25 protein-coding genes are annotated in these 24,222 nt (G+C 64.2%); 18 read left to right on the plus strand and 7 right to left on the minus strand.

Features of this window, described 5'->3' with window-relative positions; genetic code table 11:
• Nucleotides 1–425, plus strand: a 425-nt coding sequence (locus MAXJ12_RS05065; protein WP_008834702.1) for a GNAT family N-acetyltransferase, incomplete at its 5' end; no start/stop codon positions are given.
• Nucleotides 426–459: 34 nt separating this feature from the next.
• Here the strand turns inward: MAXJ12_RS05065 and MAXJ12_RS05070 are convergent.
• Nucleotides 460–1,326, minus strand: coding sequence for an endonuclease/exonuclease/phosphatase family protein (locus MAXJ12_RS05070; protein WP_008834703.1), 867 nt, complete (start codon nt 1,324–1,326; stop codon nt 460–462).
• A gap of 107 nt (nt 1,327–1,433) precedes the next feature.
• Here MAXJ12_RS05070 and obgE point away from each other — a divergent pair, with 107 nt between their 5' ends.
• The 15 genes from obgE to aqpZ all read left to right on the plus strand — a co-directional run bounded on the left by obgE (nt 1,434) and on the right by aqpZ (nt 16,990).
• A complete protein-coding gene (obgE, locus tag MAXJ12_RS05075; RefSeq protein WP_008834704.1) occupies nt 1,434–2,468 on the plus strand; it encodes a GTPase ObgE in 1,035 nt (344 codons plus the stop codon).
• Nucleotides 2,469–2,475: 7 nt separating this feature from the next.
• Complete coding sequence (gene proB, locus MAXJ12_RS05080) at nt 2,476–3,621, plus strand: glutamate 5-kinase (protein ID WP_008834705.1); 1,146 nt, start codon at nt 2,476–2,478, stop codon at nt 3,619–3,621.
• A gap of 3 nt (nt 3,622–3,624) precedes the next feature.
• Complete coding sequence (locus tag MAXJ12_RS05085; RefSeq protein ID WP_008834706.1) at nt 3,625–4,911, plus strand: glutamate-5-semialdehyde dehydrogenase; 1,287 nt, start codon at nt 3,625–3,627, stop codon at nt 4,909–4,911.
• Nucleotides 4,912–5,139: 228 nt separating this feature from the next.
• Nucleotides 5,140–5,742, plus strand: a complete 603-nt coding sequence (locus tag MAXJ12_RS05090; protein ID WP_008834707.1) for a nicotinate-nucleotide adenylyltransferase — start codon at nt 5,140–5,142, stop codon at nt 5,740–5,742.
• Nucleotides 5,743–5,840: 98 nt separating this feature from the next.
• Entirely contained in the window at nt 5,841–7,130 is a 1,290-nt protein-coding gene (locus MAXJ12_RS05095; RefSeq protein WP_008834708.1) for an MFS transporter, read from the plus strand.
• A gap of 141 nt (nt 7,131–7,271) precedes the next feature.
• Nucleotides 7,272–7,649 (plus strand): ribosome silencing factor, encoded by a 378-nt coding sequence (rsfS, locus tag MAXJ12_RS05100; protein WP_008834709.1) that lies wholly within the window; start codon nt 7,272–7,274, stop codon nt 7,647–7,649.
• Between the two features lie 21 nt (nt 7,650–7,670).
• On the plus strand, nt 7,671–8,153 hold the full coding sequence (gene rlmH / locus MAXJ12_RS05105; protein ID WP_008834710.1) for a 23S rRNA (pseudouridine(1915)-N(3))-methyltransferase RlmH: 483 nt from the start codon (nt 7,671–7,673) through the stop codon (nt 8,151–8,153).
• A 112-nt stretch (nt 8,154–8,265) separates the two neighbouring features.
• Nucleotides 8,266–9,579: a murein hydrolase activator EnvC family protein gene (locus MAXJ12_RS05110; RefSeq protein ID WP_040584954.1), complete on the plus strand. Its 1,314-nt coding sequence runs from the start codon at nt 8,266–8,268 to the stop codon at nt 9,577–9,579.
• Complete coding sequence (locus tag MAXJ12_RS05115; RefSeq protein WP_008834712.1) at nt 9,569–10,894, plus strand: S41 family peptidase; 1,326 nt, start codon at nt 9,569–9,571, stop codon at nt 10,892–10,894. Before MAXJ12_RS05110 ends, MAXJ12_RS05115 begins: the two co-directional genes overlap by 11 nt.
• 162 nt (nt 10,895–11,056) lie before the next feature.
• Nucleotides 11,057–12,220: a divergent polysaccharide deacetylase family protein gene (locus tag MAXJ12_RS05120; RefSeq protein ID WP_008834713.1), complete on the plus strand. Its 1,164-nt coding sequence runs from the start codon at nt 11,057–11,059 to the stop codon at nt 12,218–12,220.
• A 3-nt stretch (nt 12,221–12,223) separates the two neighbouring features.
• Nucleotides 12,224–12,745 carry an RNA pyrophosphohydrolase gene (locus MAXJ12_RS05125; protein ID WP_008834714.1) on the plus strand — a complete coding sequence of 174 codons (522 nt, stop codon included), beginning with the start codon at nt 12,224–12,226 and terminating at the stop codon, nt 12,743–12,745.
• Nucleotides 12,746–12,904: 159 nt separating this feature from the next.
• Nucleotides 12,905–14,038: an alanine racemase gene (gene alr, locus MAXJ12_RS05130; RefSeq protein ID WP_008834715.1), complete on the plus strand. Its 1,134-nt coding sequence runs from the start codon at nt 12,905–12,907 to the stop codon at nt 14,036–14,038.
• Between the two features lie 42 nt (nt 14,039–14,080).
• A complete protein-coding gene (locus MAXJ12_RS05135) occupies nt 14,081–15,334 on the plus strand; it encodes a D-amino acid dehydrogenase (RefSeq protein WP_008834716.1) in 1,254 nt (417 codons plus the stop codon).
• 290 nt (nt 15,335–15,624) lie between these two features.
• A complete protein-coding gene (locus tag MAXJ12_RS05140) occupies nt 15,625–16,170 on the plus strand; it encodes a transglutaminase-like cysteine peptidase (protein ID WP_244421445.1) in 546 nt (181 codons plus the stop codon).
• Nucleotides 16,055–16,990, plus strand: coding sequence for an aquaporin Z (gene aqpZ / locus MAXJ12_RS05145; protein ID WP_280113314.1), 936 nt, complete (start codon nt 16,055–16,057; stop codon nt 16,988–16,990). Before MAXJ12_RS05140 ends, aqpZ begins: the two co-directional genes overlap by 116 nt.
• Before the next feature lie 65 nt (nt 16,991–17,055).
• On the opposite strand, the gene phbB is transcribed toward aqpZ, so the two are convergent.
• Together phbB and MAXJ12_RS05155 are read right to left on the minus strand one after the other, a co-directional pair.
• On the minus strand, nt 17,056–17,778 hold the full coding sequence (gene phbB / locus MAXJ12_RS05150; protein ID WP_008834719.1) for an acetoacetyl-CoA reductase: 723 nt from the start codon (nt 17,776–17,778) through the stop codon (nt 17,056–17,058).
• A 129-nt stretch (nt 17,779–17,907) separates the two neighbouring features.
• The gene (locus tag MAXJ12_RS05155) at nt 17,908–19,095 is read right to left on the minus strand and encodes an acetyl-CoA C-acetyltransferase (RefSeq protein ID WP_008834720.1); all 1,188 of its coding nucleotides are present in this window, start codon (nt 19,093–19,095) and stop codon (nt 17,908–17,910) included.
• Between the two features lie 281 nt (nt 19,096–19,376).
• Here MAXJ12_RS05155 and phaR point away from each other — a divergent pair, with 281 nt between their 5' ends.
• Nucleotides 19,377–19,982 carry a polyhydroxyalkanoate synthesis repressor PhaR gene (gene phaR / locus MAXJ12_RS05160; protein ID WP_040584960.1) on the plus strand — a complete coding sequence of 202 codons (606 nt, stop codon included), beginning with the start codon at nt 19,377–19,379 and terminating at the stop codon, nt 19,980–19,982.
• Nucleotides 19,983–20,203: 221 nt separating this feature from the next.
• Here phaR and MAXJ12_RS05165 read toward each other — a convergent pair whose 3' ends face one another.
• The 4 genes from MAXJ12_RS05165 to MAXJ12_RS05180 all read right to left on the minus strand — a co-directional run bounded on the left by MAXJ12_RS05165 (nt 20,204) and on the right by MAXJ12_RS05180 (nt 23,118).
• Nucleotides 20,204–20,671: a VOC family protein gene (locus MAXJ12_RS05165; protein WP_008834722.1), complete on the minus strand. Its 468-nt coding sequence runs from the start codon at nt 20,669–20,671 to the stop codon at nt 20,204–20,206.
• A 734-nt stretch (nt 20,672–21,405) separates the two neighbouring features.
• Nucleotides 21,406–21,813: a hypothetical protein gene (locus tag MAXJ12_RS05170; RefSeq protein WP_008834723.1), complete on the minus strand. Its 408-nt coding sequence runs from the start codon at nt 21,811–21,813 to the stop codon at nt 21,406–21,408.
• A gap of 185 nt (nt 21,814–21,998) precedes the next feature.
• Nucleotides 21,999–22,181: a 50S ribosomal protein L32 gene (gene rpmF / locus MAXJ12_RS05175; protein ID WP_008834724.1), complete on the minus strand. Its 183-nt coding sequence runs from the start codon at nt 22,179–22,181 to the stop codon at nt 21,999–22,001.
• Nucleotides 22,182–22,368: 187 nt separating this feature from the next.
• Nucleotides 22,369–23,118, minus strand: coding sequence for a biosynthetic peptidoglycan transglycosylase (locus MAXJ12_RS05180; protein ID WP_008834725.1), 750 nt, complete (start codon nt 23,116–23,118; stop codon nt 22,369–22,371).
• 129 nt (nt 23,119–23,247) lie between these two features.
• Here MAXJ12_RS05180 and MAXJ12_RS05185 point away from each other — a divergent pair, with 129 nt between their 5' ends.
• Nucleotides 23,248–24,189 (plus strand): polyprenyl synthetase family protein, encoded by a 942-nt coding sequence (locus MAXJ12_RS05185; protein ID WP_008834726.1) that lies wholly within the window; start codon nt 23,248–23,250, stop codon nt 24,187–24,189.
• Nucleotides 24,190–24,222: the final 33 nt, after the last annotated feature.

Below are 24,222 nucleotides of genomic sequence, written 5' to 3' on the forward strand. Positions count from 1 at the left end.
CGCACCCTTATGGCGAGACCGAGGCGCGCGCCTTTATCGCCAGATCGGCCGAGAAGCAGGCGGCGGGCGCCATTTATGCGGTGACGCTCGCCGACAGCGGCGCGTTCATTGGCTGCGCGGGCCTCAACAGCACCGAACGCGGCCTCGAACTCGGCTACTGGATCGGCGAGCCGTACTGGAAGCGCGGCTATGCGACGGAGGCTGCGCACGCGCTGGTTGATTTGGCGTTCCGCGCCACGGCGATCAACGTGCTGCACGTCTCGTGCCGGGTCATCAACCCGGCGTCGCGCCGTGTCATCCACAAATGCGGGTTCCAGTATTCCGGCCAGGGCATGCTGAACTCGATCGTCGCCGGCCAGGTGCCGGTCGAGCGCTACCGGCTCGACCGCAAGACCTGGGTCAGCCTGCGGACGTGGGGCCGGTGAGCGGTGTTACGGCCGGCGTGATTGCGCCGGCCGCTCACTCCAGCTCGATCCACAGCGGCAGATGATCGGAGCCGGTTGCAGCAGCGTCGACCCAGCTGCGGCGCACGCCTGCCATCAGGCCTGCGCTGACGAAGGCGTAGTCGATGCGCTTCCAGCGGCCCTTGTCCTCAGGGCGCTTCGGGTCGACCCAGGTCGTCGCCGGCTCGCCTCCCGAGATACGTGCGGCGGCGTCGGCGGGGTGGGTGGCGAGAAGCGGCATGCCGAATTCATGATCGGCGCGGCCAGTCATTTCGAGATATTCGGGAGAGCCTGCGAGCATGTTGAAGTCGCCCATGACGATGAAGGCCTCGGCATGCGGCGGCTCGGGAAATCCCATTTCCGAAAGCCCGCTCAGCGCGCCGCCTTCCAGCGGGTAGTTCAGTACTCGCTCGCGCAGGAAATTGACTTGAGCCAGCCTTTCGTCGGGGCTTCGATGATCGAGATGGGTGGAATAGAAGCGGATAGGCCCAAGCGGCGTGTCGATCAGCGCCTCGATCGCGCCGCGCTGGTAGTTCGTATGGCTGTAGGTACGGGTGCGCGGTAGCAGCAGATTGCGCGACAGCCGGATCGGCGTTTTCGACAGCACCATGTTGCCGAACTGGAACGTGACATTGACCGCCTGCCCGTCCTTCATATGCGAGCCGACATCGGCCTCGAAATTCAGCCCGTAAACGGAAAAATAGCCGGGCAGGGCGGCGCGGATTTCCTTCACCATGTCGCGGCCCTGGTTCCTGGGATTGTTGCGCGATACCTCCTGCAGCGCGATCACGTCGGCGCCGCGGACCGCATCGGTGATGCGCCCGATATCATAGTGTCCGTCGAGCCCGACGCCGTACTGGATGTTGTAGCTCACGCATCTCATGGCATGTTCCCCGGCCCCGCTCCCACAATTCGGCTCTCGCGCTTAGGTGCCGCTTGCGCTAGAGCAGTCCGTTCCAAGACCAGAAACAGGCGCAAGCTGTCAATCCGATGAAATTTCTCGACCAGGCCAAGGTTTACATACGTTCCGGTGATGGCGGCGCGGGCTCGGTCTCGTTCCGGCGCGAGAAGTTCATCGAGTTCGGCGGGCCGGATGGCGGCGACGGCGGCCGTGGCGGCGATGTCTGGATCGAGGCGGTCGACGGTCTGAACACGCTGATCGACTACCGCTACCAGCAGCATTTCCGCGCCAAGACCGGCGTGCACGGCATGGGCCGCAACCGCACCGGCGCAAAGGGCGCCGACGTGGTGCTGAAGGTGCCGGCCGGCACGCAGGTCTATGAAGAGGACAACGAGACACTGATCTGCGACCTGACCGAGGTCGGCCAGCGCTATCGCATTGCCGCCGGCGGCAATGGTGGCTTCGGCAACCAGCATTTCAAGACATCGACAAACCAGGCGCCGCGCCGCGCCAATCCCGGTTTGCCGGGCGAGGAAAAAACGATCTGGCTGAGGTTGAAGTTGATCGCCGATGCCGGCGTCGTCGGCCTGCCCAATGCCGGAAAGTCGACTTTCCTGGCGGCAGTCACGGCGGCCAAGCCGAAGATCGCCGACTATCCGTTCACGACGCTGCATCCCAATCTCGGCGTTGCCCGCGTCGATGCCCGCGAGTTCGTCATCGCTGATATTCCCGGCCTGATCGAGGGCGCGCATGAGGGCGTTGGGATCGGCGATCGCTTCCTTGGCCATGTCGAGCGCACGCGGGTGCTGCTGCACCTGGTCTCGGCGCAGGAGGAAAGCCCGGCAAAGGCCTACAAGACAGTGCGCGCTGAGCTCGAAGCCTATGGCGGGGGGCTGGCCGACAAGCCGGAGATCGTGGCGCTGAGCCAGGCCGACACGCTGGATGCCGATGCGCGCAAGAAGAAGCTTGCCGCGCTGAAACGGGCAAGCGGGCAAGCCCCGTTCGTCATGTCGGCGGTGACAGGCGAGGGCGTGGAACCGGTGCTGCGCGCATTGATGGCGGAGGTCCAGGGCGCCCGCGAAGCAGACGCTCCCGCCGAAGTCGATACCCGCTGGCAGAAATAGGTCGGCAATGCAGTCTCTGAAAAAATACAGACGCATCACCGTCAAGATCGGCTCGGCGCTGCTCGTCGATCGGGCTGCCGGGCTGAAGCGCGAATGGCTGGCCTCGCTGGCCGAGGATGTCTCGGCGCTCGCCGCCGGCGGGGCGGACGTGCTGGTCGTCTCCTCGGGCGCGATCGCGCTCGGGCGCACCGTGCTCGGCCTCGGCAAGCGGGCGCTGAAGCTGGAGGAAAGCCAGGCGGCAGCCGCCGTCGGGCAGATCGAGCTTGCCGGCGCATGGTCGGAGGCGCTGGCGCGCTGCGGCCTAAGGTCGGGCCAGGTTCTGGTGACGCTCGGCGACACCGAGGAGCGCCGCCGCTATCTGAACGCGCGCGCGACAATCTCGACGCTGCTCAAGATGAAGGCGGTGCCGGTCATCAACGAGAATGACACGGTGGCGACGTCTGAAATCCGCTACGGCGACAATGACCGGCTGGCGGCGCGCGTGGCCACCATGATGGGCGCCGACCTGCTGGTGCTGCTGTCCGACATTGACGGCCTCTACACCGCCCCGCCGGCACACGACCCGTCGGCGAAATTCATTTCGGTCGTCGAACGCATCACGCCCGAAATCGAGGCGATGGCGGGGGCTGCGGCCTCCGAACTGTCGCGCGGCGGCATGCGCACGAAACTCGACGCCGGCAAGATCGCGACGGCCGCGGGCACCACGATGATAATCACCTCCGGCACAAGGCTGTCGCCGCTGATGGCGATCGAGCGCGGCGAGCGTGCGACCTGGTTCAGGCCGAGCGCCAACCCGGTCAAAGGCTACAAGAGCTGGATCGCCGGGCAGCTCGAACCGGCGGGACGGCTGACGGTCGACGCCGGCGCGGTCGGGGCGCTGCTTTCGGGCAAGTCGCTGCTGCCGGCTGGCGTGAGGCTGGTCAGCGGCAATTTCTCGCGCGGCGACACCGTGGCGATCCTCACGCCCGAAGGCCGTGAGATGGCGCGCGGCCTTGTTGCCTATGATGCCGCCGATGCCGTAAGGATTGCCGGGTTGAAGACGGCCGAGATCGAGGCCGTGTTGGGTTACGAGGCGCGCTCGGCGATGATCCACCGCGACGATCTGGTGGTGAGCCTGCATGAACCGGTGGAAGAAGCCCGGGCGGAAGGATGAGCCATGCTGACGACGCATGAGAAACCCCGCGAGGACACCGCCGCCCTGATGGCCGATATCGGCCGGAGGGCACGAGCGGCAGCGCGGCCTTTGGCCATCGCCAGTGCGGAGCGCAAGCACGCGTCATTGATCGGAATGGCCGATGCCGTTCTGCGCGGCGAGGACACGATCCTGGCGGCCAACGCCATCGATCTCAGGAATGGCGAAGAGGCCCGCCTCGGCGCTTCCTTCATGGACCGCCTGAAGCTGACGCCGGCCCGCATCCGCGACATGGCCGATGGCATCAGGGCCATCGCCGAACTGCGCGACCCGGTCGGCGAGGTCATCGCCGAATGGGACCGCCCGAACGGGCTGCATATCGAGCGCGTGCGCACGCCGCTCGGTGTCGTCGGCGTAATCTACGAAAGCCGGCCCAATGTGACAGCCGACGCCGGGGCGCTGTGCCTGAAAGCCGGCAATCCGGTTATCCTGCGCGGCGGTTCGGATTCATCGAACTCGTCGGCCGCGATCCATGCCTGTCTGGTTGAGGGGCTGAAAGCGGCGAAGCTGCCGGCCGACGCGATCCAGCTGGTTCCGACCACCGACCGGGCAGCCGTCGGCGAAATGCTGAAAGGGCTTTCCGGCAATCTCGACGTGATCATTCCGCGCGGCGGCAGGAGCTTGGTCGAGCGTGTTCAGAATGAGGCGCGCGTGCCGGTCTTCGCGCATCTCGAAGGCATTTGTCACCTCTATATCGACGCTTCGGCCAAGCTCGACATGGCGATTGCGATCGCCGTCAACGCCAAGATGAGGCGGACCGGAATCTGCGGTGCGGCCGAGACGCTGCTCATCGACCGGGCAGCCGCTTCGACGCACCTCCTCCCGGTGCTGAAGGCGCTGCGAAAGGCCGGCTGCGAAATCCATGCGGACACAGATGTGCTTGCAGCGTTTGCGGACGCAACGCCTGCGACAGAAACCGACTGGTTCACCGAATATCTCGACGCCATCATCGCGGTAAAACTCGTCGATGGGGTTTCCGGTGCTATCGAGCATATCGAGACCTATTCCTCGCATCATACGGAGGCGATCGTTGCTGAAGACGCGGCAACCGTCGAACGGTTCTTCAACGAGATCGATTCGGCGATCCTGCTGCACAACGCCTCGACCCAGTTCGCCGATGGCGGAGAGTTCGGCATGGGCGCTGAGATCGGCATTGCCACCGGAAAGATGCATGCGCGCGGCCCGGTCGGCGTCGAGCAACTAACCTCGTTCAAGTACCGCGTGCGCGGTTCGGGGCAGGTACGGGCGTGATATCCGGCGCTTTTCCTTCTCGGCTTGGCGCCGCCCCTCACCCGCCTGCCGGCACCCTCTCCCCGTGAAGAACGGGGAGAAGGGTAAAGGGGCAACGTCGACGTCCCCCACTCCCCGTTCTTCACCGGGCGAGGGTAAGGGTGAGGGGCAGCGCTGCTTCTGCCATACGGAGCGACGGCCTTGAGCCTCGGCGTGACAGCTCAGGGCGTCTCCCCCGGTTACCTCCGCATGCCGCATGCCGAAAAAGGCATGGCGGTCGGCCTGTTCGGCGGCTCGTTCAATCCTCCACATCGCGGCCACGCGCTGGTTGCCGAGATCGCGATGAGACGGATGCGCCTCGACCAGCTCTGGTGGATCGTCACGCCCGGCAATCCGCTGAAGGCCTCCAGCGAGCTTGCGCCGCTCTCCGAGCGCCTGGAGCTTTCCGAGACGATCGCCAGGGATCCGCGCATCAAGGTCACCGCTTTCGAAGCGCGCCACAATATCCGCTACACGGCCGACACGCTGGAACTGATCAAGACGCGCAATCCGGGCGTCGATTTCGTCTGGATCATGGGCGCGGACAATCTGCGCGATTTCCACCATTGGCAGCGCTGGCGGCAGATCGCACTGACCTTCCCGATCGCCGTCATCGATAGGCCGGGCTCGACCTTGTCCTTCCTGTCCTCGGTGGTGGCCAAGACCTTTGACTATGCGCGCATCGACGAGGCGGACGCACCGCGACTGGCGCGGATGAAGGCGCCGGCCTGGACCTTTATCCACGGACCGCGCTCCTCGCTGTCGTCCACCGCCATCCGCAACGGCTCGAAGGGCAAAGCCCCGCCGGCATGATCCAGGCGCGCCAATCCGGCGGTCCAGCACGCCGCCCGCCTTTCGATGTCGCTTTTGCCGCTTTCTGAATCCCGTGCCGCAGGCAAGCTCGCCGCGACATGAGCGCCGCGCACCAGAAACCGATCGAGCAGAGCGAGGCCGGCGATGTGCCGACCCCGGCAATCGCGGTCGCCAGCGTCATCGTGGCGCTGGCGCTGGTGGCGATCGGCAACGGGCTGATGTTCGCCTACATACCGGTGCGGCTCGGCGCGGAAGGACTTCCGCCGACCTGGGCCGGGAGCATCCTGACGGGTCTGTCGGCCGGCGGCATGGCCGGCTGCCTGCTGACAGGGCGGATCGTGCGCCGTGTCGGCCACGCCCGCGCCTTCATGGTGTTTTCCGCGCTGATCGTCCTCTCCAACGCACTGGTCGGCGCCGGCGCCTATCCGGTGCTGTGGATCGTCGCACGTGCGCTTTACGGCTTCGCCATCAGCGGCGTGTTCATCGTGGCGCAGAGCTGGCTCAACGATGTCGTCGCCAACTCGATCCGCGGCAGGGTGATGGCGATCTTCTATGTCAGCTACATCGTCGGGCTGGGCGTCGGCTCGTACATGCTGAGCTTCGTCGATATCGCCACACCGGAAGCGCCGCTGGTCGGCATCGTATTCACCGCGCTGTCGATCCTGCCTGTCGGGCTGACTAGGCTGCGGCCGCCGCCTCCGCCGGAATCCGCTTCCGTCGCGCTCGGGCAGGCATGGCGCATCTCGCCGGTCGGCATGGCCGGCATGCTGGCCGTCGGCGGCCTGTCGATGATGGTCGCCGGCTTCGCGCCGATCCACGCCACCGCGAGTGGATACTCGCAGCAGGAGGTGGCGACGTTGATGTTTGCCATGCCGCTCGGCACGCTGCTGTTCCAGATTCCGCTGGGCTGGGCGTCCGACCGCACCGACCGGCGCAATGTGCTGATCGTGGCAGCGCTGCTCGTCGTCCTGGCCGGCATAGTCGCGAGCCGGATGGACGGCAGCGCGCTGGCTGTCATGATCGCGATCTATGTCGTGTGGAGCGGGTCGAGCGAATCCATCTATTCGCTGTCGAGCGCACACGCCAACGACCGCGCCTCGAAGGACGACCTCGTCACCCTTTCCTCGACGATGCTGTTTGCCTGGTCGCTGTCGGGGTTCCTCGTGCCCGGACTGGGAACGATCCTGACTGCGGTCTACGGTACGCAGTCCTTCATGTATGTGGCAATCGCCATAGGCGCCGCCTTCTGCCTTTTCGTCGCTTGGCGCGTGCTCACAACGAAGGCCGTCGCTGCCGCCACCGTGACCGGATATTCGCCGATGACGGCGCAGGCGCCGCTGCCGGTCGAACTCGCCTTCTCGACGGACGAAGACTCCGACGGCCGGTAATTGGCCGAAAACCGGACCATGTCTTGAAACCGTTACCCGACTCTGCCTATCTATTGTGTATCCGCAATAATGCGGATGTTGGTTGTTCCTGTTTCGAAAGGAAAGACACTGAGAACAGCACTACGGAAGAAGGCAGTCGTCATGCCTTCGCCGGCCGGGATGAGCGGAAACGCAGCCGTGTCCCGCGCCCTCGACACCGTCCTTGCAAGTCTGGAAGACTCCAAGGCCGAAAATATCGTCTCCATCGACATTCAGCGGAAATCGAGCCTCGGCGACTATATGGTCGTCGCTTCGGGCCGTTCCCACCGTCATGTCGCGGCGGTTGCCGACCAACTGCTCACGGCGCTCAAGGATGCCGGCCTCGGCACTGCGCGCGTCGAGGGCCTGGCGGGCGCCGACTGGGTTCTGATCGATTCAGGCGATATTATCGTCCATGTCTTCCGCCCCGAAGTCCGCGAATTCTACAATCTCGAAAAGATGTGGCAGACGCCGGATCTCGAGGAAGAAACGGTTCACTGAACCGTTCACGGCCGGGACAGGATGCGCATAGCCGTACATGCCGTGGGCCGGATGAAGTCCGGCCCCGACAAGGAGTTGGCCGAGCGCTATTTCGATCGCTTTTCCAAGAGCGGCCCGGCCTTGGGCCTGGAATTTTCCGGCGTGACTGAGATCGCGGAAAGCCGCGCCCAGACCGCCGGCGAGCGCCGCAGGGACGAGGCGCAAAGGCTTCAGGCGCAGCTTGGAGCCGGCATTTCCCTCATCCTGCTTGATGAGCGCGGCAAGAACCTGTCATCGGAAGAATTCGCCGGGAAGATCGGTTCAATGCGCGACGATGGCCGGCGCGGGCTCGTCATCGCGATCGGCGGGGCGGACGGCCATGAAGCTTCGTTGCGCGAACAGGCCGCGCTTGTCCTGTCGTTCGGCGCCATGACCTGGCCGCATCAGCTCGTCCGTATCATGCTGGCCGAACAGCTCTACCGCGCCGCCACCATACTGTCGGGCCATCCCTATCATCGTGCCTGACCTCGGGTGTGTTTCGCCGAAAGCGTGTCTTGCCCCTGTCGTTATGGTTGATGGTCCGTTAACGAACGAGCCGATAGAATCCGGACGGCAAGTGGCGCGAATTATGACGATTATGACGGGACGGAAAGCGGAGCTTATGCGCCGCGGCATATTTGCCGCCGCGATGCTGCTGCTTGCCGCAGGTTTCGCCCAGGGCCAAGGCAGGATTCCGGAAGCGGCAGCACCCGATATGCGGCGCGCCGAATATGAGCGTGTGCTGCGCGAATCCGAGCTTTCGGCCGAGCGGCTGGAAGAACTCGCGGCAGAGATCGCAGACGTCAAGAAGGACCATGCCTCGATCACCGCCAGCCTTATCCAATCCGCCAAGACCGAGCAGAAGCTCAGCCAGGACATTGACGACATCACCGGCAGGCTGGAAGCGCTGAAGGACCAGGAGGACGGCATCAGGCGCTCGCTGAGCGCCCGGCGCGGCGTGCTCGCCGAAGTGCTGGGCGCGCTGCAGCGCATGGGCCTGAACCCGCCGCCGGCGATTCTGGTCAAGCCGGAGGACGCGCTGTCTTCGGTGCGCAGCGCCATCCTGCTCGGCGCCGTCGTGCCGGAATTGCGCGCCGAGACCGAAATCCTGCTGGCCGACATGAAAGAGATGATGCGGCTTTCAGGCTCGATCGAGGCCGAGCGCGGCCGTCTCGTGGCGTCGGTAGGCGAGCAAGTCGCGGAAAAAGAGCGGCTGAACCTTCTGCTCCAGGAGAAGCAGAAGCTGCAGAGCGAGGCGGAAGCCGCGCTCGCCGGGGAGCAGCGCAAGTCCGAACAACTCGCCGCCAAGGCGTCGAGCCTCAAGGAGCTGATCGCCGCGCTGGAAAAGCAGGCTGAGGAAAACCGCAAGGCCGAAGAGGCGCGGCTCAAGGCTGAGAAGGAAAAAGCCGAGCGCGAGGCGGAAATCGCGGCCCTGCCCGACGCCAACCGGCTGCTCTCGGCCGCGCCGTTTGCGTCTCTGCGCGGGCAGGTGGCGATGCCTGTGGCGGGCCGCATGAAGCGCCGCTTCGGAGCCAAGGACGGTAACGGCGGCGTGATGCTCGGCGACATGGTTGCGACACAATCGGGAGCCATCGTCACCGCGCCTGCCGATGGCAGTGTTCTTTATGCGGGGCCGTTCCGTTCGTATGGACAACTCTTGATCCTGGATGCCGGAGACGGCTATCATGTGGTTCTGGCGGGCATGAGCAGAATCAACGTCACTCTCGGTCAGTCCGTCCTAGCCGGTGAACCGATCGGAGCGATGGGAGAAGCCAGGGTAGCTAACGCCTCGGCTGCAAGTGCAAATACCGCGCCGGAACTCTATATTGAGTTCCGCAAAGATGGAAAACCCGTCGATCCGGCCCCATGGTGGGCGGAGCGTCTTTCTGGAAGGACAGGAAATGGTACGTAAATTGTCGCTTCTGTTTGCCGGTGCGCTGATGGGCGCATCCGCCATGAGCCTCGTCTATGGCGCGCCCGGGTCGACAGCCAATGCGGCGGGCTCCGACACATATCGCCAGCTGGCGATTTTCGGCGACATTTTCGAGCGTGTGCGGGCGCAGTATGTGACCCCGCCCGAGGAGAAGTCGCTGGTGGAGAACGCCATCAACGGCATGCTGACCTCGCTCGATCCGCATTCCTCATATCTCAATCCGGATGCCGCCAAGGACATGCGGGTCCAGACCAAGGGTGAGTTCGGTGGCCTCGGCATCGAGGTCACCATGGAAAACGATCTGGTCAAGGTCATCACGCCGATCGACGACACACCGGCCGCCAAGGCCGGCGTGCGCGCCGGTGACTTCATCGCCAAGATCGACGGCGAGGAAGTGCGTGGGCTGACGCTGGGCGACGCCGTCGAAAAGATGCGCGGGCTGGTCAACACGCCGATCAAGCTGACCATCCTTCGCGAAGGCTCCGACAAGCCGATCGACATCACCATCGTGCGCGACATCATCAAGGTGAAGGCGGTGAAGTTCCGCGTCGAGAACGATGTCGGCTACATGAAGATCACCTCGTTCACCGAGAAGACCTTCGACGATCTGGAAGCCGCAATCAATTCGATCGAGAGCCAGGTGCCTGGCGACAAGCTCAAGGGCTACGTGCTTGATCTGCGCCTGAACCCGGGCGGTCTGCTCGACCAGGCGGTCAGCGTCTCCGACAGCTTCCTCGATCGCGGCGAGATCGTCTCCACCCGCGGACGCGACCCGAAGGACATCACCCGCTTCGATTCTCGCCCCGGCGACATGATCGACGGCAAGCCGCTGATCGTGCTGGTCAACGGCGGCTCGGCCAGCGCCTCGGAAATCGTTGCCGGCGCGTTGCAGGATCACCGCCGCGCGACGGTGGTGGGCACGACCTCGTTCGGCAAGGGTTCGGTCCAGACGATCATCCCTCTCGCCGAGAACGGCGCGCTGCGCCTGACGACTGCGCTCTACTACACGCCGGCCGGCAAATCGATCCAGGGCAAGGGCATCGCGCCCGACATCAAGGTCGAGCAGCCGCTGCCGGAAGAGTTGAAGGATCGCGACGTCTCTCGTGGCGAGTCGGACCTGAGAGGTCACATCAAGGGCGTCGAGGAAGGCGAGGATGGTTCGGGTTCGGCAGCCTATGTGCCGCCGGAAGCCAAGGACGACGTCCAGCTCCAGTATGCGCTTGAGCTGCTGCGCGGCCAGAAGACGGATCCGGCGTTTCCGCCCAATCCGGAAAAGGCCGTGATGAATCAGTAAGATTGGCTGCTGCTCTTCGGTCGGTCGGTGTGGCGCGGGTTCCGTGCTTCCGTCGGCAGGATAGGTCGGCGGTAACTTCGAGTTCACTTGTGCAATGTTGCTGCCGGGACCGTCAGGTTCCGGCAGTTTGATTCAGGGACTGTTCCGCCGGGGGGATTTGGCGTGACGCAAGCAGACAAGGATATTGAACGCCCGCTGGGGCAGGCAGTTCGGCCGGCACGCAGACCGTGGCCGCGTTTCCGCGCCGGGCGGGTCGTTGCGGTTGCGGCCGCGCTCTGCGTCGTCGCCTTTTCCGGCGCCATCGCGCTGCGCGAAAGGCCGTTCCGCAATCCGGCGGCGATCGTGGTTTCCACCCCGCAGGTGGAAGCGCCGGCGCAAGCGAACGCGCCCGAGATGGCCGCCGCGCCGGTCGAACCGGCTGCCGTTCCCGACGGTCCCTCCATCATCAACGTCAATCCGCCCGACGGCTCCGGCAAGGGCGTCGTGATTATCCGCGATCCATCGGAGCTCGGCCAGAATTTGCGGGTCGCCCATCTTCCCGACAAGGCGCTGATCGAACAGAGCGAGACCGGTCCGCTCCCGGTGCGCGGCGATGACGGCAGGCGTCCCGTCGACGTTTACGCCCGTCCCTGGTCGGGCGCGCGCGGCGCGCGCGTTGCGATCGTGATAGGCGGCCTCGGCCTGTCCCAGACCGGCACCCAGGAAGCGATCGGCAAACTGCCCGGAGAGATCACGCTGGCCTTTGCACCTCAGGGCAACAGCATCGGCCGCTGGATGCAGGAGGCGCGCCGCACCGGTCACGAGATCATCATGCAGGTGCCGCTCGAGCCGTTCGACTTTCCCAATGTCAGTCCGGGCCGTAATACGCTGACGGTGGACGCCTCGGCTGAGGAAAATCTGGAGCACCTGCACTGGGCGCTGTCGCGCACCACCAACTATACTGGCGTGATGAACTATATGGGCGCGCGCTTTTCCGCGAACGCCACGGCCATGGGCCCGTTCTTCGCCGAACTCGGCAAACGCGGTCTTCTCTATCTCGACGACGGTTCGACGGCCCGCAGCGTGGCGCCCGAACTCGCCCTCAAGAACCGCGTCCCCTTCGCGGTCGGCGACACAGCCATCGACGGGGTCCGCAATCGCGGCGAGATCCTGAAGAAGCTCGATGAGCTCGAACGCACAGCGCGCGCCAAGGGTTACGCCATCGGCACCGGCTCGGCCTTCGACGTTACGGTCGATGCGGTCGCATCCTGGGCGCAGGAGGCGAGGAAGCGGGGCATCGAGATCGTACCTATTTCAGCCCTGACGACAGATCCCGAAAGAGGTTAGAGCATGCCGAAGAAGCGCAATGTCAGGGCCGAGGACCTGCCCTATAGGCCGTGCGTCGGGGCGATGGTGCTGAATACCGAGGGCCGGGTCTGGGTCGGGCATCGCCTTGCCGAACCCGACGGTGAAATGGCGACTTCGCATCAGCTCTGGCAAATGCCTCAGGGCGGCATCGATCCAGGCGAGGAGCCGCTGGAGGCGGCGCGCCGCGAGATCTTCGAGGAAACCGGCATGGAAAGCCTGAAGCTGCTTGCCGAGACGCCGGAATGGATCAACTACGACCTGCCGCCCGAACTTGTCGGCATCGTCTGGAAGGGAAAATACCGCGGCCAGACGCAAAAATGGTTCGCTTTTCGCTTCCATGGCGACGAGAGGGAGATCCGTATCAACCCACCGCCCGGCGGCCATTCGCCCGAATTCGACCACTGGGACTGGAAGAGGATGGACGAACTGACCGGCCTGATCGTGCCGTTCAAGCGCAAGGTCTATGAACAAGTGATCGGGACCTTCCGGCATCTGGTGGGCTGAGAGAAAAATCTACGCAAAGAAAGCTTGTGGAATCCCGAATTTTAGATGAGTCTTATCGTTGTGTAGCCGATGAGCGACGAAGTTTTGCATTGTTCAGCAGTTCTGCCGCGAGATATTGCGTTGAATCATCGAGCGCATTATTGATGCTGCGAAAACTGCATGAAGCGGGCGCTCCACGTGCAAGACTCATCCGAACCGCAGGACCTGAACCAGGCCGGCGCGATCCTCTCCATCGACCTCGGCGCGATACGGGAAAATTATCGTATGCTCCGGAGCCGGCTGACGCGCGGCCGATGCGCTGCCGTGGTCAAGGCGAACGGCTACGGGCTGGGGGCTACGCGGGTTGCGAAAGCCTTGATGGAGGATGGCTGCGACAATTTCTTCGTCGCCCATGTCGCGGAGGGAATTGAGCTCCAGCGCGCGATCGGGCGGGATGTCGACATCTACGTACTCAACGGAATCCCTCCCGGCGCTGAAGAGCAATGCGCGGCGGCCGGGCTGATTCCTGTCCTCAACAGCACTGAGCAGCTCGATGCCTGGCGCGCCGCCGCCCACCTTCTCGGTAACGCGCTGCCTGCCGCTCTCCAAATCGACAGCGGCATGTCTAGGCTCGGTCTTGCGCCCTCTGAAGTCGATGCGATCGCCGCTGATCCGGTGGTGCTGGACGGGATCGATCTGAAGCTCGTCATGAGCCATCTCGCCTGCGCCGACGAGCCCGACAGCCCGGCGAATAGCCTGCAGCTCCGCAATTTCGAAACGTTGTGCGCGAAGCTGCCGCCCGCGCCTGCGTCGCTCGCCAATTCCTCCGGCATATTCCTCGGCGACGGCTTTCATTTCGACCTCGCCCGGCCGGGCGCGGCGCTCTACGGCGTCAATCCTATGCCCGGCAAGCCGAACCCGATGCGGCAGGTCGTCGGCCTCGCGGCCAAGGTGATCCAGACGCGGACGCTGGAGGCGGGCGCCGGCGTCGGCTACGGCCATTCCTATCGCGCCGCCGGCGGCTTGAGCGTCGCCACGATCTCGCTCGGCTATGCCGATGGCTGGCCGAGGCATGCGGCATCGCGCGCCTTTCATGACGGCGTGCCTTTGCCTTTTGCCGGCCGCGTGTCGATGGACAGCATCGTTCTCGATATATCGGCACTACCGCCGGGCACGCTCAGCGCAGGCGATACGGTCGAACTGATCGGCACGCATCAGGCCGTGGACGACGTCGCCGCGCAGGCAGGCACGATCGGCTACGAAATCCTGACCGGCCTCGGCAGCCGGTTTCATCGCATCTACAGGGACGAATAGGCGGGCGCTGAGGCCGTTGGGGTCAAAAGGGGTTTTGGACAGGTGAAGGTTCTGGTTCTGGGCAGCGGGGTGATCGGCGTCACCACCGCTTACTATCTCGCGCAGGCGGGGCACGAGGTCGAGGTCGTCGACCGCCAGAGCGGGCCGGCGCTCGAGACGAGCTTCGCCAACGCCGGTGAGGTTTCGCCGGGCTATTCCTCGCCCTGGGCCGGGCCGGGCATTCCGCTGAAGGCGATCAAATGGCTGCTGATGCGGCACGGCCCGCTGGTGGTGCGGCCGAAATTCGACCCGGCCATGTGGGCGTGGCTTCTGAAGATGCTGCGCAACTGCACCTCCACGCGATATGCGGTCAACAAGGCTCGCATGGTGCCGATCGCGGAATACAGCCGCGACAGCCTGCGCGCGCTGCGCCAGGAGACCGGCATCGCCTATGACGAACGCAGCCGCGGCACGCTGCAGCTGTTCCGCACCCAGACGCAGGTCGACGGCACCGGCGGCGACATCGAGGTGCTGAAACAGTTCGGCGTGCCGTTCGAAGTGCTGGACCCGGCCGGCTGCATTGCCGCCGAACCGGCGCTCGCGGCGGTACGCGACAAGATCAGCGGCGGCCTCAGGCTGCCCGGCGACGAGACCGGCGACTGCCAGATGTTCACCGAACGGCTGGCCGCGCTCTGCGCGGGGCTTGGCGTAAAATTCCGCTTCGGAACGGCCATCGAAAAGATACTGGCCTCCGGCAACGCCGTGACCGGCGTGGCGACCAGCACAGGTTTGCTGACAGCGGACGCCTATGTCATGGCGCTTGGCAGCTATTCGCCGTTGATCCTCAAGCCGCTCGGCCTTTCCGTTCCGGTTTATCCGGTCAAGGGCTATTCGATCACCGTTCCGATCACCGATCCGGAGGGTGCGCCGGTCTCGACCGTCATGGACGAGAGCTACAAGGTCGCGATCACCCGGCTCGGCGACCGTATCCGCGCCGGCGGCACCGCCGAGATTTCGGGCTACGATCTCAGGCTGCAGGACGCGCGCCGCGACACGCTGGAGCATTCGGTCGGCGAACTTTTTCCGCACGGCGGTTCGCTGAAGGATGCGACTTTCTGGTGCGGCTTGCGGCCGATGACGCCCGATGGCCCGCCCATTATCGGCGAAAGCGGCGTCGGCGGGCTGTTCCTCAACACCGGCCATGGCACGCTCGGCTGGACCATGGCTTGCGGTTCGGGCCGCGTGCTCGCCGATATTGTCTCCGGCCGACGACCGGAGATCGACGTCACCGCGCTTGGCGTGAGCCGCTACGGGTAAGGGGGAGAACTCTTCCCCTGGAGCCTGCGCCGGCACTCTGCCGACCGGCTAAGCAAACTTCTGCCCATATTTTAGGCTCTTGCGTGGTGACATGATCAAATTTGCGCCGCAGGCCGCTGCCGCCTGCTTCCCAACCCATCGAAATCCTTAACGAAGGATAAATTAGCCAGGCGGCCAAGCTGAAGCTGGCACGCCGTTTCCTTCTAAATGCTGAGCATACAAAACAGGGGGATCCGGTCCTGATCAGGATTTTTGCGGCAATTTTTGCCCTGATGGCGGGAGCGCTGGAAATGCAGGCCCAGCCGATGGAAATTGGCGACCCGGTCATGTCGCCGATCGGCCATTTCGAATTCTGCAAGAAATGGCGCGACGAATGCGCCAGGATCGCGGAGCCGTCCGGACCCGAGGCGCTCAGCGAAGCCGCATGGGCGGCGGTCAGGCAGATCAACGACCGCATCAACTCCGAGATCATTCCGAAGACGGACCTGGAACTCTTCGGCAAGGACGAGCTGTGGACCTTTCCCGAAATTGCCGGCGATTGCGAGGATTACGCACTGCTCAAGCGCCGTATCCTGATTGAGGAACAGGGCTTTTCGCCTTCAAACGTTCTTCTGACGGTAGTGAAAAGAAGGAACGGCGAAGGCCACGCCATCCTGACGCTGCGAACCACGGAAGGAGATTTCGTGCTCGACAATCTTCATCCGGCGGTTCGGCCCTGGGATGCCGCGAAGGGTTACAAATTCATCAAGCGCCAGTCCTCCGAAAACGCGGCCGCATGGGTGTCGATCGGCGTTCCCGGCCCCGCGCCGGTTCTGTCGGCGGGCAGCAAGCCGTAAGGAGCGGGCGAGGCTTTCCGCACCGAAATCTTTTCGCGCTCCGATTGTAATTTTCGCGAAATGGTGGCCTCATCAGTTCCTTGGTAGCTGGAGGGCATTCACCATGTCTAAACGTCTCTGCGCCGAATTCCTCGGCACTTTCTGGCTTGTGTTCGGCGGTTGCGGCAGCGCCGTTCTCGCCGCTGCGTTTCCCGATGTCGGTATCGGGCTGCTTGGTGTTTCGCTGGCCTTCGGCCTGACGGTTCTGACGATGGTCTACGCGGTCGGCGGCATCTCCGGCGGCCATTTCAACCCGGCCGTCTCGGTCGGCCTGCTCGTCGCCGGGCGGTTTCCGGCAAAAGATCTCATTCCCTATGTTGCCGCCCAGATCGTCGGCGCGGTCGTGGGCGCGGTGGTTCTCTATCTCATCGCCAGCGGCAAGGCGGATTTCTCGCTGGCGGGCGGCTTCGCCTCCAACGGCTATGGCGAGCATTCGCCCGGCGGCTATTCGATGGGCGCAGCACTCCTGGCTGAAATCGTGCTGACTTTCATGTTCCTGATAATCATCCTGCGCGTCACGTCCGGCGACGTGCCGGCGGGTTTCGCGCCGATCGCCATCGGCCTGACGCTGACGCTGATCCATCTGATCTCGATACCTGTGACCAATACTTCGGTAAACCCGGCCCGCTCGACCGGACCGGCTTTGCTGGTCGGCGGCTGGGCGATCCAGCAGCTCTGGTTGTTCTGGGTCGCGCCGCTCCTCGGCGCCGCGCTGGCTGGGTTTGCCAACAATGCCCTGTTCGAGAAGCGGCCGGGCGTCGTCGTCGGCACGCCGGCTTGAACCAGCGGCACAGTCGGGAAACGGCGCCTCCCGGGCGCCGTTTTCATTCGTGTTAAAGTTGCCGATCAGGCGAAATATTGCCCGCCATTGGCGGTGATCGTCGAGCCGGTGATGAAGCCGGCTTCGTCCGACGCCAGGAACACGACGCAGCGGGCGATTTCGTCCGATTCGCCGAGCCGCCCGACCGGGATCTGCGCGATGATCGATTCCCGCACTTTTTCCGGCACCGCCATCACCATGTCGGTGGCTATATAGCCGGGGCAGATCGCGTTGACGGTGATTCCCGCCCGCGCGCCCTCTTGCGCCAGCGCCTTGGTGAAGCCGAGGTCGCCTGCCTTTGCCGCCGAATAGTTCGCCTGCGCGAACTGGCCTTTCTGGCCGTTGATCGACGAGATGGTGATGACGCGGCCGAACTTGCGTTCGCGCATGCCATTCCACAGCGGATGCGTCATGTTGAACACGCCCGAAAGATTGGTGTCCACGACTTCGCGCCACTGCTGCGGCGTCATCTTGTGAAACGGTGCGTCGCGCGTAATGCCGGCATTGTTGACCAGAACCTCCACCGGCCCGAGATCCTCCTCGACCGTCTTGATGCCGGCGGCGCAGGCATCGTAGTCGGCCACCGACCATTTGTAGGTCTTGATCCCGGTCTCGTCCGTGAATTTCCTGGCCGCCTCGTCATTGCCGGCATAGTTTGCGGCAACGTTGTAGCCGGCTTTTTTCAGGGCAATCGAGATGGCCGCGCCTATGCCGCGCGATCCGCCCGTGACGAGTGCGGTTCTGGTCATTGATGGTCCTCCTCCTGAAATCGATGAGCGAATAGTGAGTAGGGAGTAGCGAATAGGGAACTGGCCGGATCGGCTGCCAACAGGCTTTCGCTCTTCTTCCCTACTCCCTATTCGCTATTCCCTATTCGCTCAATTCATCGCTTCAAAACACATCGCCACGCCCATGCCGCCGCCGATGCACAGCGTCGCCAGGCCCTTCTTGGCGCCGCGGCGCTTCATCTCGAAGGCCAGCGTATTGAAGATGCGCGCGCCGGATGCGCCGATCGGATGGCCGATGGCGATGGCGCCGCCATTGACGTTCACGATCTCCGGGTCCCAGCCCATATCCTTGTTGACGGCGCAGGCCTGCGCCGCGAAGGCCTCGTTGGCCTCGACGAGGTCGAGGTCGCCGACCGACCAGCCGGCCTTTTCCAGCGCGCGGCGCGAGGCGGGAATGGGTCCGGTGCCCATGATCTGCGGATCGACGCCGGCAGTCGCCCAGGAAACGATGCGCACCAGCGGCGTGATCCCGCGGCGCGCCGCCTCGGCTTCCGTCATCAGCACCGTCGCCGCCGCGCCATCGTTCAGCCCTGACGCGTTGGCCGCCGTCACCGTGCCTTCCTTGTCGAAGGCGGGGCGCAGCTTCTGCATGGCGTCAATCGTCGCGCCATGGCGGATATATTCGTCCTGGTCGACGATCGTGTCGCCCTTGCGGCCCTTCACCGTCACCGCGACGATCTCGTCCTTGAACTTTCCGGCCTTCTGCGCGGCCTCGGCCTTGTTCTGCGAGGCAAGCGCGAACTCGTCCTGGATCTCGCGGCTCAATTGCCACTGGCGCGCCACGTTCTCGGCGGTGATGCCCATATGGTAGCCGTGGAATGCGTCCCACAGCCCGTCCTTGATCATTGTGTCGATCAGCTTGAAGTCGCCCATCTTCACGCCGGCGCGCATGTGCTGGCAGTGCGGCGACATCGACATCGATTCCTGGCCGCCGGCCACTATGATCCTGGCGTCGCCGGTTGCGATCTGCTGCATGCCGATAGCGATGGCGCGCAGGCCCGATCCGCACACCTGGTTCAAGCCCCAGGCCGTCGTCTCCTTCGGCAAGCCGGCGCCGATCGAAGCCTGCCGGGCCGGGTTCTGGCCCTCGCCAGCCGTCAGCACCTGGCCGAGGATGACCTCATCGACCTCCTGCCCGTCGACACCGGCGCGCGCCAGCACTTCCTTGATGACGACCGCGCCGAGTTCGTGCGCCGTGGTGTTGGCGAAGGCGCCGTTGAAGGAACCCACCGGCGTGCGGGCGGCGCTGGCGACTACGATTGTGTTGGAAGCGGACATTTTCGTCTCCGGGCTGATGCGGGAATTGGCAACGTTCAGGCTTTTTCTTGCCCTTTCCACAAGCTGAGTCAAATCGAATTGCCGACCCGCAATCTTGCGTCAGGCGGCGGACAGCCCGCATGCTGCGCCGTTCGCCGCAGCATGACTGCAGCATGCTTGCAGCACAAACTTTTGCACTGCACAAAGCGCTTGGATTTGTGACGCTTTTGCGCATATCCTGTTTTCGGCGCAATCGTTACCGGCTGCTTACGCAAGCTCCGGCCTTCCTGGGAGGAATGTGGATGCCCGCAAAAGACGACTCGGTCGTAATAAAAAAATACGCCAACCGACGGCTCTACAATACGGGCACCAGCACTTATGTGACGCTGGAAGATCTGGCCGAGATGGTCAAGAGGGGCGAGGATTTCACCGTTCAGGATGCCAAGACCGGCGACGACATCACCCATCCGGTGCTGACTCAGATCATCTTCGAGCTGGAGAACAAGGACGGCCAGAACATGCTGCCGATCCCGTTCCTGCGCCAGCTCATCGCCTTCTACGGCGACCAGATGCAGATGATCGTGCCGAGTTTCCTCGAACAGTCGATGACGGCGTTCGCCAAGGAGCAGGAGCGTTTTCGCGAGCAGATGAAAGCGACGCTCGGCAAAGGCCCGATCGACATGATGAAGATGCCCGCGCCGCTGAAAGCGCTGGAGGAGCAGACGCGGCGCAACATGGAAATGTTCCAGAACGCCATGCGCCTGTTCACGCCCTTCCCGCCGGCCGGCTCCTCAGCTCCGCAGCCGCCGGAGCCTGAGAAGAAGGAAACCTCTCCGAAATCCGACGACCTTCAGGAACTGAAGGACCAGATCGCCGCCATGCAGCGCAAGATCGATTCTATGGGGTGAGCCGCCGGTTCGCGGAACGCGAATTCGCCATGCCGGTGGCATGGCGGAAGGCGAGCGAACGCCGGGACGCTGCGAAGCAGCGGGGACCCGGCAGGGAGCGTCCGGCGAAGCCGGCAAAAAGCCAACGATTTGGCTTTTTGAGCTTCGAACGCCCGGAGCCCTAGCGGCGGGCCGGGCAGGCCGCCGGTTCGCGGAACGCGAATTCGCCACTGCCGACAGGCTCAACCTCTCGCCGCTTCCAGCCCGGCAATATCGAACTTCACCATCTTGAGCATCGCTTCGGCAACCCGTTTGGCTTTATCGCGGTCTGGATCGTTCATGAGTTCGCCGAGCCGCCTGGGCGCGATCTGCCAGGAAAGGCCCCAGCGGTCCTTCAGCCAGCCGCAATGCTCGGCCGAGCCGCCCTCCCTCAAAGCGTCCCACAGACGATCGATCTCGGCCTGGGTTTCGCATTCGACCATGACCGAGAAGCTGTGGTTGAACGGATCGAGCGGACCGGCCTCGATCGCCATGTAGCGCTGGTCGCCGAGCGTGAAGACTGCGATCTTGACGCTGCCCGCGGGTCCGCTCGGGTTGTCGGCGGGCACCGCCGAGACCCACTGGACCGACGAGCCGGAAATGAGGGAGGTGTAGAAGCCGATTGCCGCCTCCATGTCCTTCTCGAACCAGAGATGTTGAGTAACCTTCATCGCGGTGATCCTTCCTTGAGATCGAGCCGAAACGGGCGCGGCGCGGAAAACCCGGACGCAGCCGCTTCTCGTTTCAAGGACGAACGACAAGGCGGCCTCCCGACAAATGCGACGATTTTCTTTGCCACGCGGCAGGGGAGTCCGCCGGGCTGCGTGGATAAATCCACCTCCATTCTGGCCGGTGGATCGAAGAAATCTTCCTTTGGGATCAACGGCTTGTAAAATTCTGGGAGAAATTTTTTTCACACCCCCAGCGCTTCCCGCACAATCCCCGGCAGTTTCTCCCACGGGAACGCCGGTCGCGACGGTGATCTGTGGGGAGGAACCGGCGCCTCAGGCCTGCCGCCAACGTAGCGGCAGGCCCGGGCAGGTTCCGTCCAAGGGTTCCCGCCGGGACACTACGGTCCCGGAGTGCTGGACGAGCACATAGGGCGGCCCGGGATCAGGTGGCCGCAGTCGGCTTCTGCCGCCGCCACCGTGAAGCCCAATGCCGATGAGGCGATGGGCTTCAGTCCCGGCAAACCGCACAGCGGAACGGACGGAAACGACAAAGCGCTGGCGGGGTGCGAGGACCGCGCCACGTTACATCTACTTTAGGAAGGCTCGGCCTCGCGCCCCGCTTCCCGACCACTCCTTCGACCTCACCCTGAGCTTGTCGAAGGGTCGAAGGGTCGAAGGGTCGAAGGACAATAGCCAGACGCGAGAGCGGGCGTGGCAATGAGAAAGTGCGCCGGCTATCCCAGATGAACGTCGCGCCCGGAGGCGCGCAGGGACACGGAGAATCCCGCCAGCACGTCGACCAGGGTGATCACCATCAGCGTGAAGAACACCGGATGGGCCGCGCCTTTGACCAGCAGGAACTCGACCAGGAAAGCCACGAACACGAAGGTGGAAAGCAGATGGTCGACCACCGAGGCGTTCGAGGTGCGCGTCGACTTCACGATCTCGACGAACAGCAGCAGGAGCGCGACGACGATCAGCGAAATGCCGAGCGTCATCGAAAACTCGCCGCCGGACATCATGGCGAAGGAGAATATCTCCGTCGCCCAGGGATCGCCTTCCGGACCGCCGCCGAAAAAGCCGGCCAGGCCCATATTGTAGAGAATGAACGGCACGATCAGCAGCGGAATGCTCGAAAGCATTGGAATTCTCCCACCTAGCATGATCCTGAAAAGTTGCAGACTTTTCAGATCAGATCATGCGCTCAGCTCTGTACAACGGCCCTATTGGGGGCGGAATTCTCCCGCGTCAAGCACCGGCAACCCAAACGAAAAAGACCGGCGCTTGGCCGGTCCTTATTCGTCGAGGCATGAAACGCCGTAGGCGCTCAGCTTTCCTTCGGCGTCAGAACCTGGCGGCCGCGATACATGCCGGTCTTCAGGTCGATGTGATGCGGGCGGCGCATCTCACCGGAATTCTTGTCCTCGACATAGGTCGGGGCCTTCAGCGCATCGGCCGAACGGCGCATGCCGCGCTTGGACGGCGAAGTTTTTCGTTTTGGCACAGCCATGGAATTGCTCCATCTATCGGTAAAGGCCCGGCATGCTCTCGTTGAAGAGCCGTGCGATCCGGGCCGGAATCTGAGAAAGTCGGCGAGCCTATACACGGCAAAGCCGCGATTGACCAGCCCGCCGCGAAATTTTTTGGCGCATGCGGCGCTATGCCCGCCGATCCGCCAGCGGCCCTCGGGGCGACGCCTATTGGAGACAGCGCACATAGCCGCCCGACCTTGCCGCCCGCCGCTGGATCGTGTTGGCGAGGCGCTTCAGGCCAGGGCCGGGCCGGGCGGGGTCGCGGGCGGCCGGATTGGGCAGCGTGACCGCCAGCAGGGCCGCCTGGCGCGGGGTCAGCCTGCTGGCCGGTACGCCGAAATGGTGCTGCGCGGCGGCCTCGATGCCGTAGACGTTGGGCGCCCATTCCGCGATGTTCAGATAGATTTCCATGATCCGCCACTTGGGCATCACGATATCGAAATAGACCGCCAGCGGCAGTTCGAGCGCCTTTCGCACCACTGAGCGGCCGTTCCACAGATAGAGGTTCTTCACCGTCTGCATGGGGATCGTGGAAGCGCCGCGGGTCGCCTCGCCGGCCAGCGCGTCGTCGAGCACCACTTTTAATTCGCCGAGGTCGATGCCGTGATGCGAGCAGAACTGCCCGTCCTCCGACATGATGACGGAATGGGCGAGCACCGGCGCGATGTCTTCAAGCGGCACCCAGCGCCGGTCATAGCCCGAAAAGGTCGCCAGGTCCTTCAGCATCAGCGTCGAGACCGGATGCACGAAGGGCGCGAGATAAACGAACGTCAGGACCACCGGCAGAAGCGCGAGCAGGATCGCGGCCGTCACGGCGCGGCGGAACCACAGGCCTGTCGCGGCGCGCGATCTTCGTCTCCGCTTCGGCGCCATCGCCAGCCTTTCGGTCTCGGGATCGACTATCGGTTCGTCCAAGCCGCCTGCCTCTGCCTCTCTCTTCCACCCGGCATAATGGTGCTTGGCCTCCCACGCAATGTCCGAGCCGGCAACCGGCGCGATTGCGGACGCTTGACCGGGTGCGTTATTGCCGTAAACGGTCGGATCATGACGATTTCAGCCGATTTTCCGTTCGAGGCAATTCTCGAGTCGCGCGCCGAACAGGTAGAGGCGCTGCTGCGGCGGCTGCTTGACGACCGCGCCCGCAGCGGCGAGATCGCGCGGCCGGCAAGCCTGATGGCGGCGATGCGGCACGGCGTGCTCAATGGCGGCAAGCGGCTGCGGCCTTTCCTGGTGCTGGAAAGCGCTGCCCTCTTCGATGCTGAATCCAGCGGCGAAGCCGCACTGCGGGCCGCCGCGGCGCTGGAATGCGTGCACTGCTACTCGCTGATTCATGACGATCTGCCGGCGATGGACGATGACGATCTGCGCCGCGGTCAGCCGACCGTCCATAGGGCCTTCGACGAGGCGACCGCCATCCTCGCCGGCGACGGCCTGCTGACGCTGGCCTTCGACATACTGGCCGATGACGCAGCGGCCGAACCGACTGACGGGGCGCTTTCGGCGCAGACGCGGCTCGACCTTGTCCTTGGCCTTGCGCGCGCCGCAGGCGCCGGCGGCATGGTGGGAGGACAGGCGCTCGACCTGCAGGCCGAGCACACGCCGCCGGACGAGACCGGCATAATCACGCTGCAAGCTATGAAGACCGGCGCATTGATCCGCTTTGCCTGCGAGGCCGGCGCGATCGTCAGCAGTGCGCCGGCACCGGATCGCGAGCGACTGGCCGAATTCGGCTCGGCCATCGGGCTGGCCTTCCAGCTCGCCGACGATCTTCTCGATCTTACCGCCAATGCCGAAACCATGGGCAAGGCGACCGGCAAGGACCAGGCGGCGGGCAAGGCGACGCTGGCGGCGCTGCACGGCGTGGATTGGGCACGCAGCCAGCTTTCCGGCCTGATCGAACAGGCGCATGCGATACTGGAACCCTATGGCGAGCGCGCAGCGGTTCTGAAGTCGGCCGCAAGCTTCATAGCCGACCGGCGCAACTGACCGGCACTTCCATCGCAGCGTTGCTTTGCGCTT

Source organism: Mesorhizobium alhagi CCNWXJ12-2 (assembly GCF_000236565.1).
GTDB classification, from domain to species: Bacteria; Pseudomonadota; Alphaproteobacteria; order Rhizobiales; family Rhizobiaceae; genus Allomesorhizobium; species Allomesorhizobium alhagi.

What these genes read in the sequence shown, in the direction of transcription:
- MAXJ12_RS05070 (WP_008834703.1), bottom strand. Translation starts at nt 1,326, where the DNA reads ATGAGATGCGTGAGCTACAACATCCAGTACGGCGTCGGGCTCGACGGA.
- obgE (WP_008834704.1), top strand. Translation starts at nt 1,434, where the DNA reads ATGAAATTTCTCGACCAGGCCAAGGTTTACATACGTTCCGGTGATGGC.
- proB (WP_008834705.1), top strand. Translation starts at nt 2,476, where the DNA reads ATGCAGTCTCTGAAAAAATACAGACGCATCACCGTCAAGATCGGCTCG.
- MAXJ12_RS05085 (WP_008834706.1), top strand. Translation starts at nt 3,625, where the DNA reads ATGCTGACGACGCATGAGAAACCCCGCGAGGACACCGCCGCCCTGATG.
- MAXJ12_RS05090 (WP_008834707.1), top strand. Translation starts at nt 5,140, where the DNA reads ATGCCGCATGCCGAAAAAGGCATGGCGGTCGGCCTGTTCGGCGGCTCG.
- MAXJ12_RS05095 (WP_008834708.1), top strand. Translation starts at nt 5,841, where the DNA reads ATGAGCGCCGCGCACCAGAAACCGATCGAGCAGAGCGAGGCCGGCGAT.
- rsfS (WP_008834709.1), top strand. Translation starts at nt 7,272, where the DNA reads ATGCCTTCGCCGGCCGGGATGAGCGGAAACGCAGCCGTGTCCCGCGCC.
- rlmH (WP_008834710.1), top strand. Translation starts at nt 7,671, where the DNA reads ATGCGCATAGCCGTACATGCCGTGGGCCGGATGAAGTCCGGCCCCGAC.
- MAXJ12_RS05110 (WP_040584954.1), top strand. Translation starts at nt 8,266, where the DNA reads ATGACGGGACGGAAAGCGGAGCTTATGCGCCGCGGCATATTTGCCGCC.
- MAXJ12_RS05115 (WP_008834712.1), top strand. Translation starts at nt 9,569, where the DNA reads ATGGTACGTAAATTGTCGCTTCTGTTTGCCGGTGCGCTGATGGGCGCA.
- MAXJ12_RS05125 (WP_008834714.1), top strand. Translation starts at nt 12,224, where the DNA reads ATGCCGAAGAAGCGCAATGTCAGGGCCGAGGACCTGCCCTATAGGCCG.
- alr (WP_008834715.1), top strand. Translation starts at nt 12,905, where the DNA reads ATGAAGCGGGCGCTCCACGTGCAAGACTCATCCGAACCGCAGGACCTG.
- MAXJ12_RS05140 (WP_244421445.1), top strand. Translation starts at nt 15,625, where the DNA reads ATGCAGGCCCAGCCGATGGAAATTGGCGACCCGGTCATGTCGCCGATC.
- aqpZ (WP_280113314.1), top strand. Translation starts at nt 16,055, where the DNA reads ATGCCGCGAAGGGTTACAAATTCATCAAGCGCCAGTCCTCCGAAAACG.
- phbB (WP_008834719.1), bottom strand. Translation starts at nt 17,778, where the DNA reads ATGACCAGAACCGCACTCGTCACGGGCGGATCGCGCGGCATAGGCGCG.
- MAXJ12_RS05155 (WP_008834720.1), bottom strand. Translation starts at nt 19,095, where the DNA reads ATGTCCGCTTCCAACACAATCGTAGTCGCCAGCGCCGCCCGCACGCCG.
- phaR (WP_040584960.1), top strand. Translation starts at nt 19,377, where the DNA reads ATGCCCGCAAAAGACGACTCGGTCGTAATAAAAAAATACGCCAACCGA.
- MAXJ12_RS05165 (WP_008834722.1), bottom strand. Translation starts at nt 20,671, where the DNA reads ATGAAGGTTACTCAACATCTCTGGTTCGAGAAGGACATGGAGGCGGCA.
- MAXJ12_RS05170 (WP_008834723.1), bottom strand. Translation starts at nt 21,813, where the DNA reads ATGCTTTCGAGCATTCCGCTGCTGATCGTGCCGTTCATTCTCTACAAT.
- rpmF (WP_008834724.1), bottom strand. Translation starts at nt 22,181, where the DNA reads ATGGCTGTGCCAAAACGAAAAACTTCGCCGTCCAAGCGCGGCATGCGC.
- MAXJ12_RS05185 (WP_008834726.1), top strand. Translation starts at nt 23,248, where the DNA reads ATGACGATTTCAGCCGATTTTCCGTTCGAGGCAATTCTCGAGTCGCGC.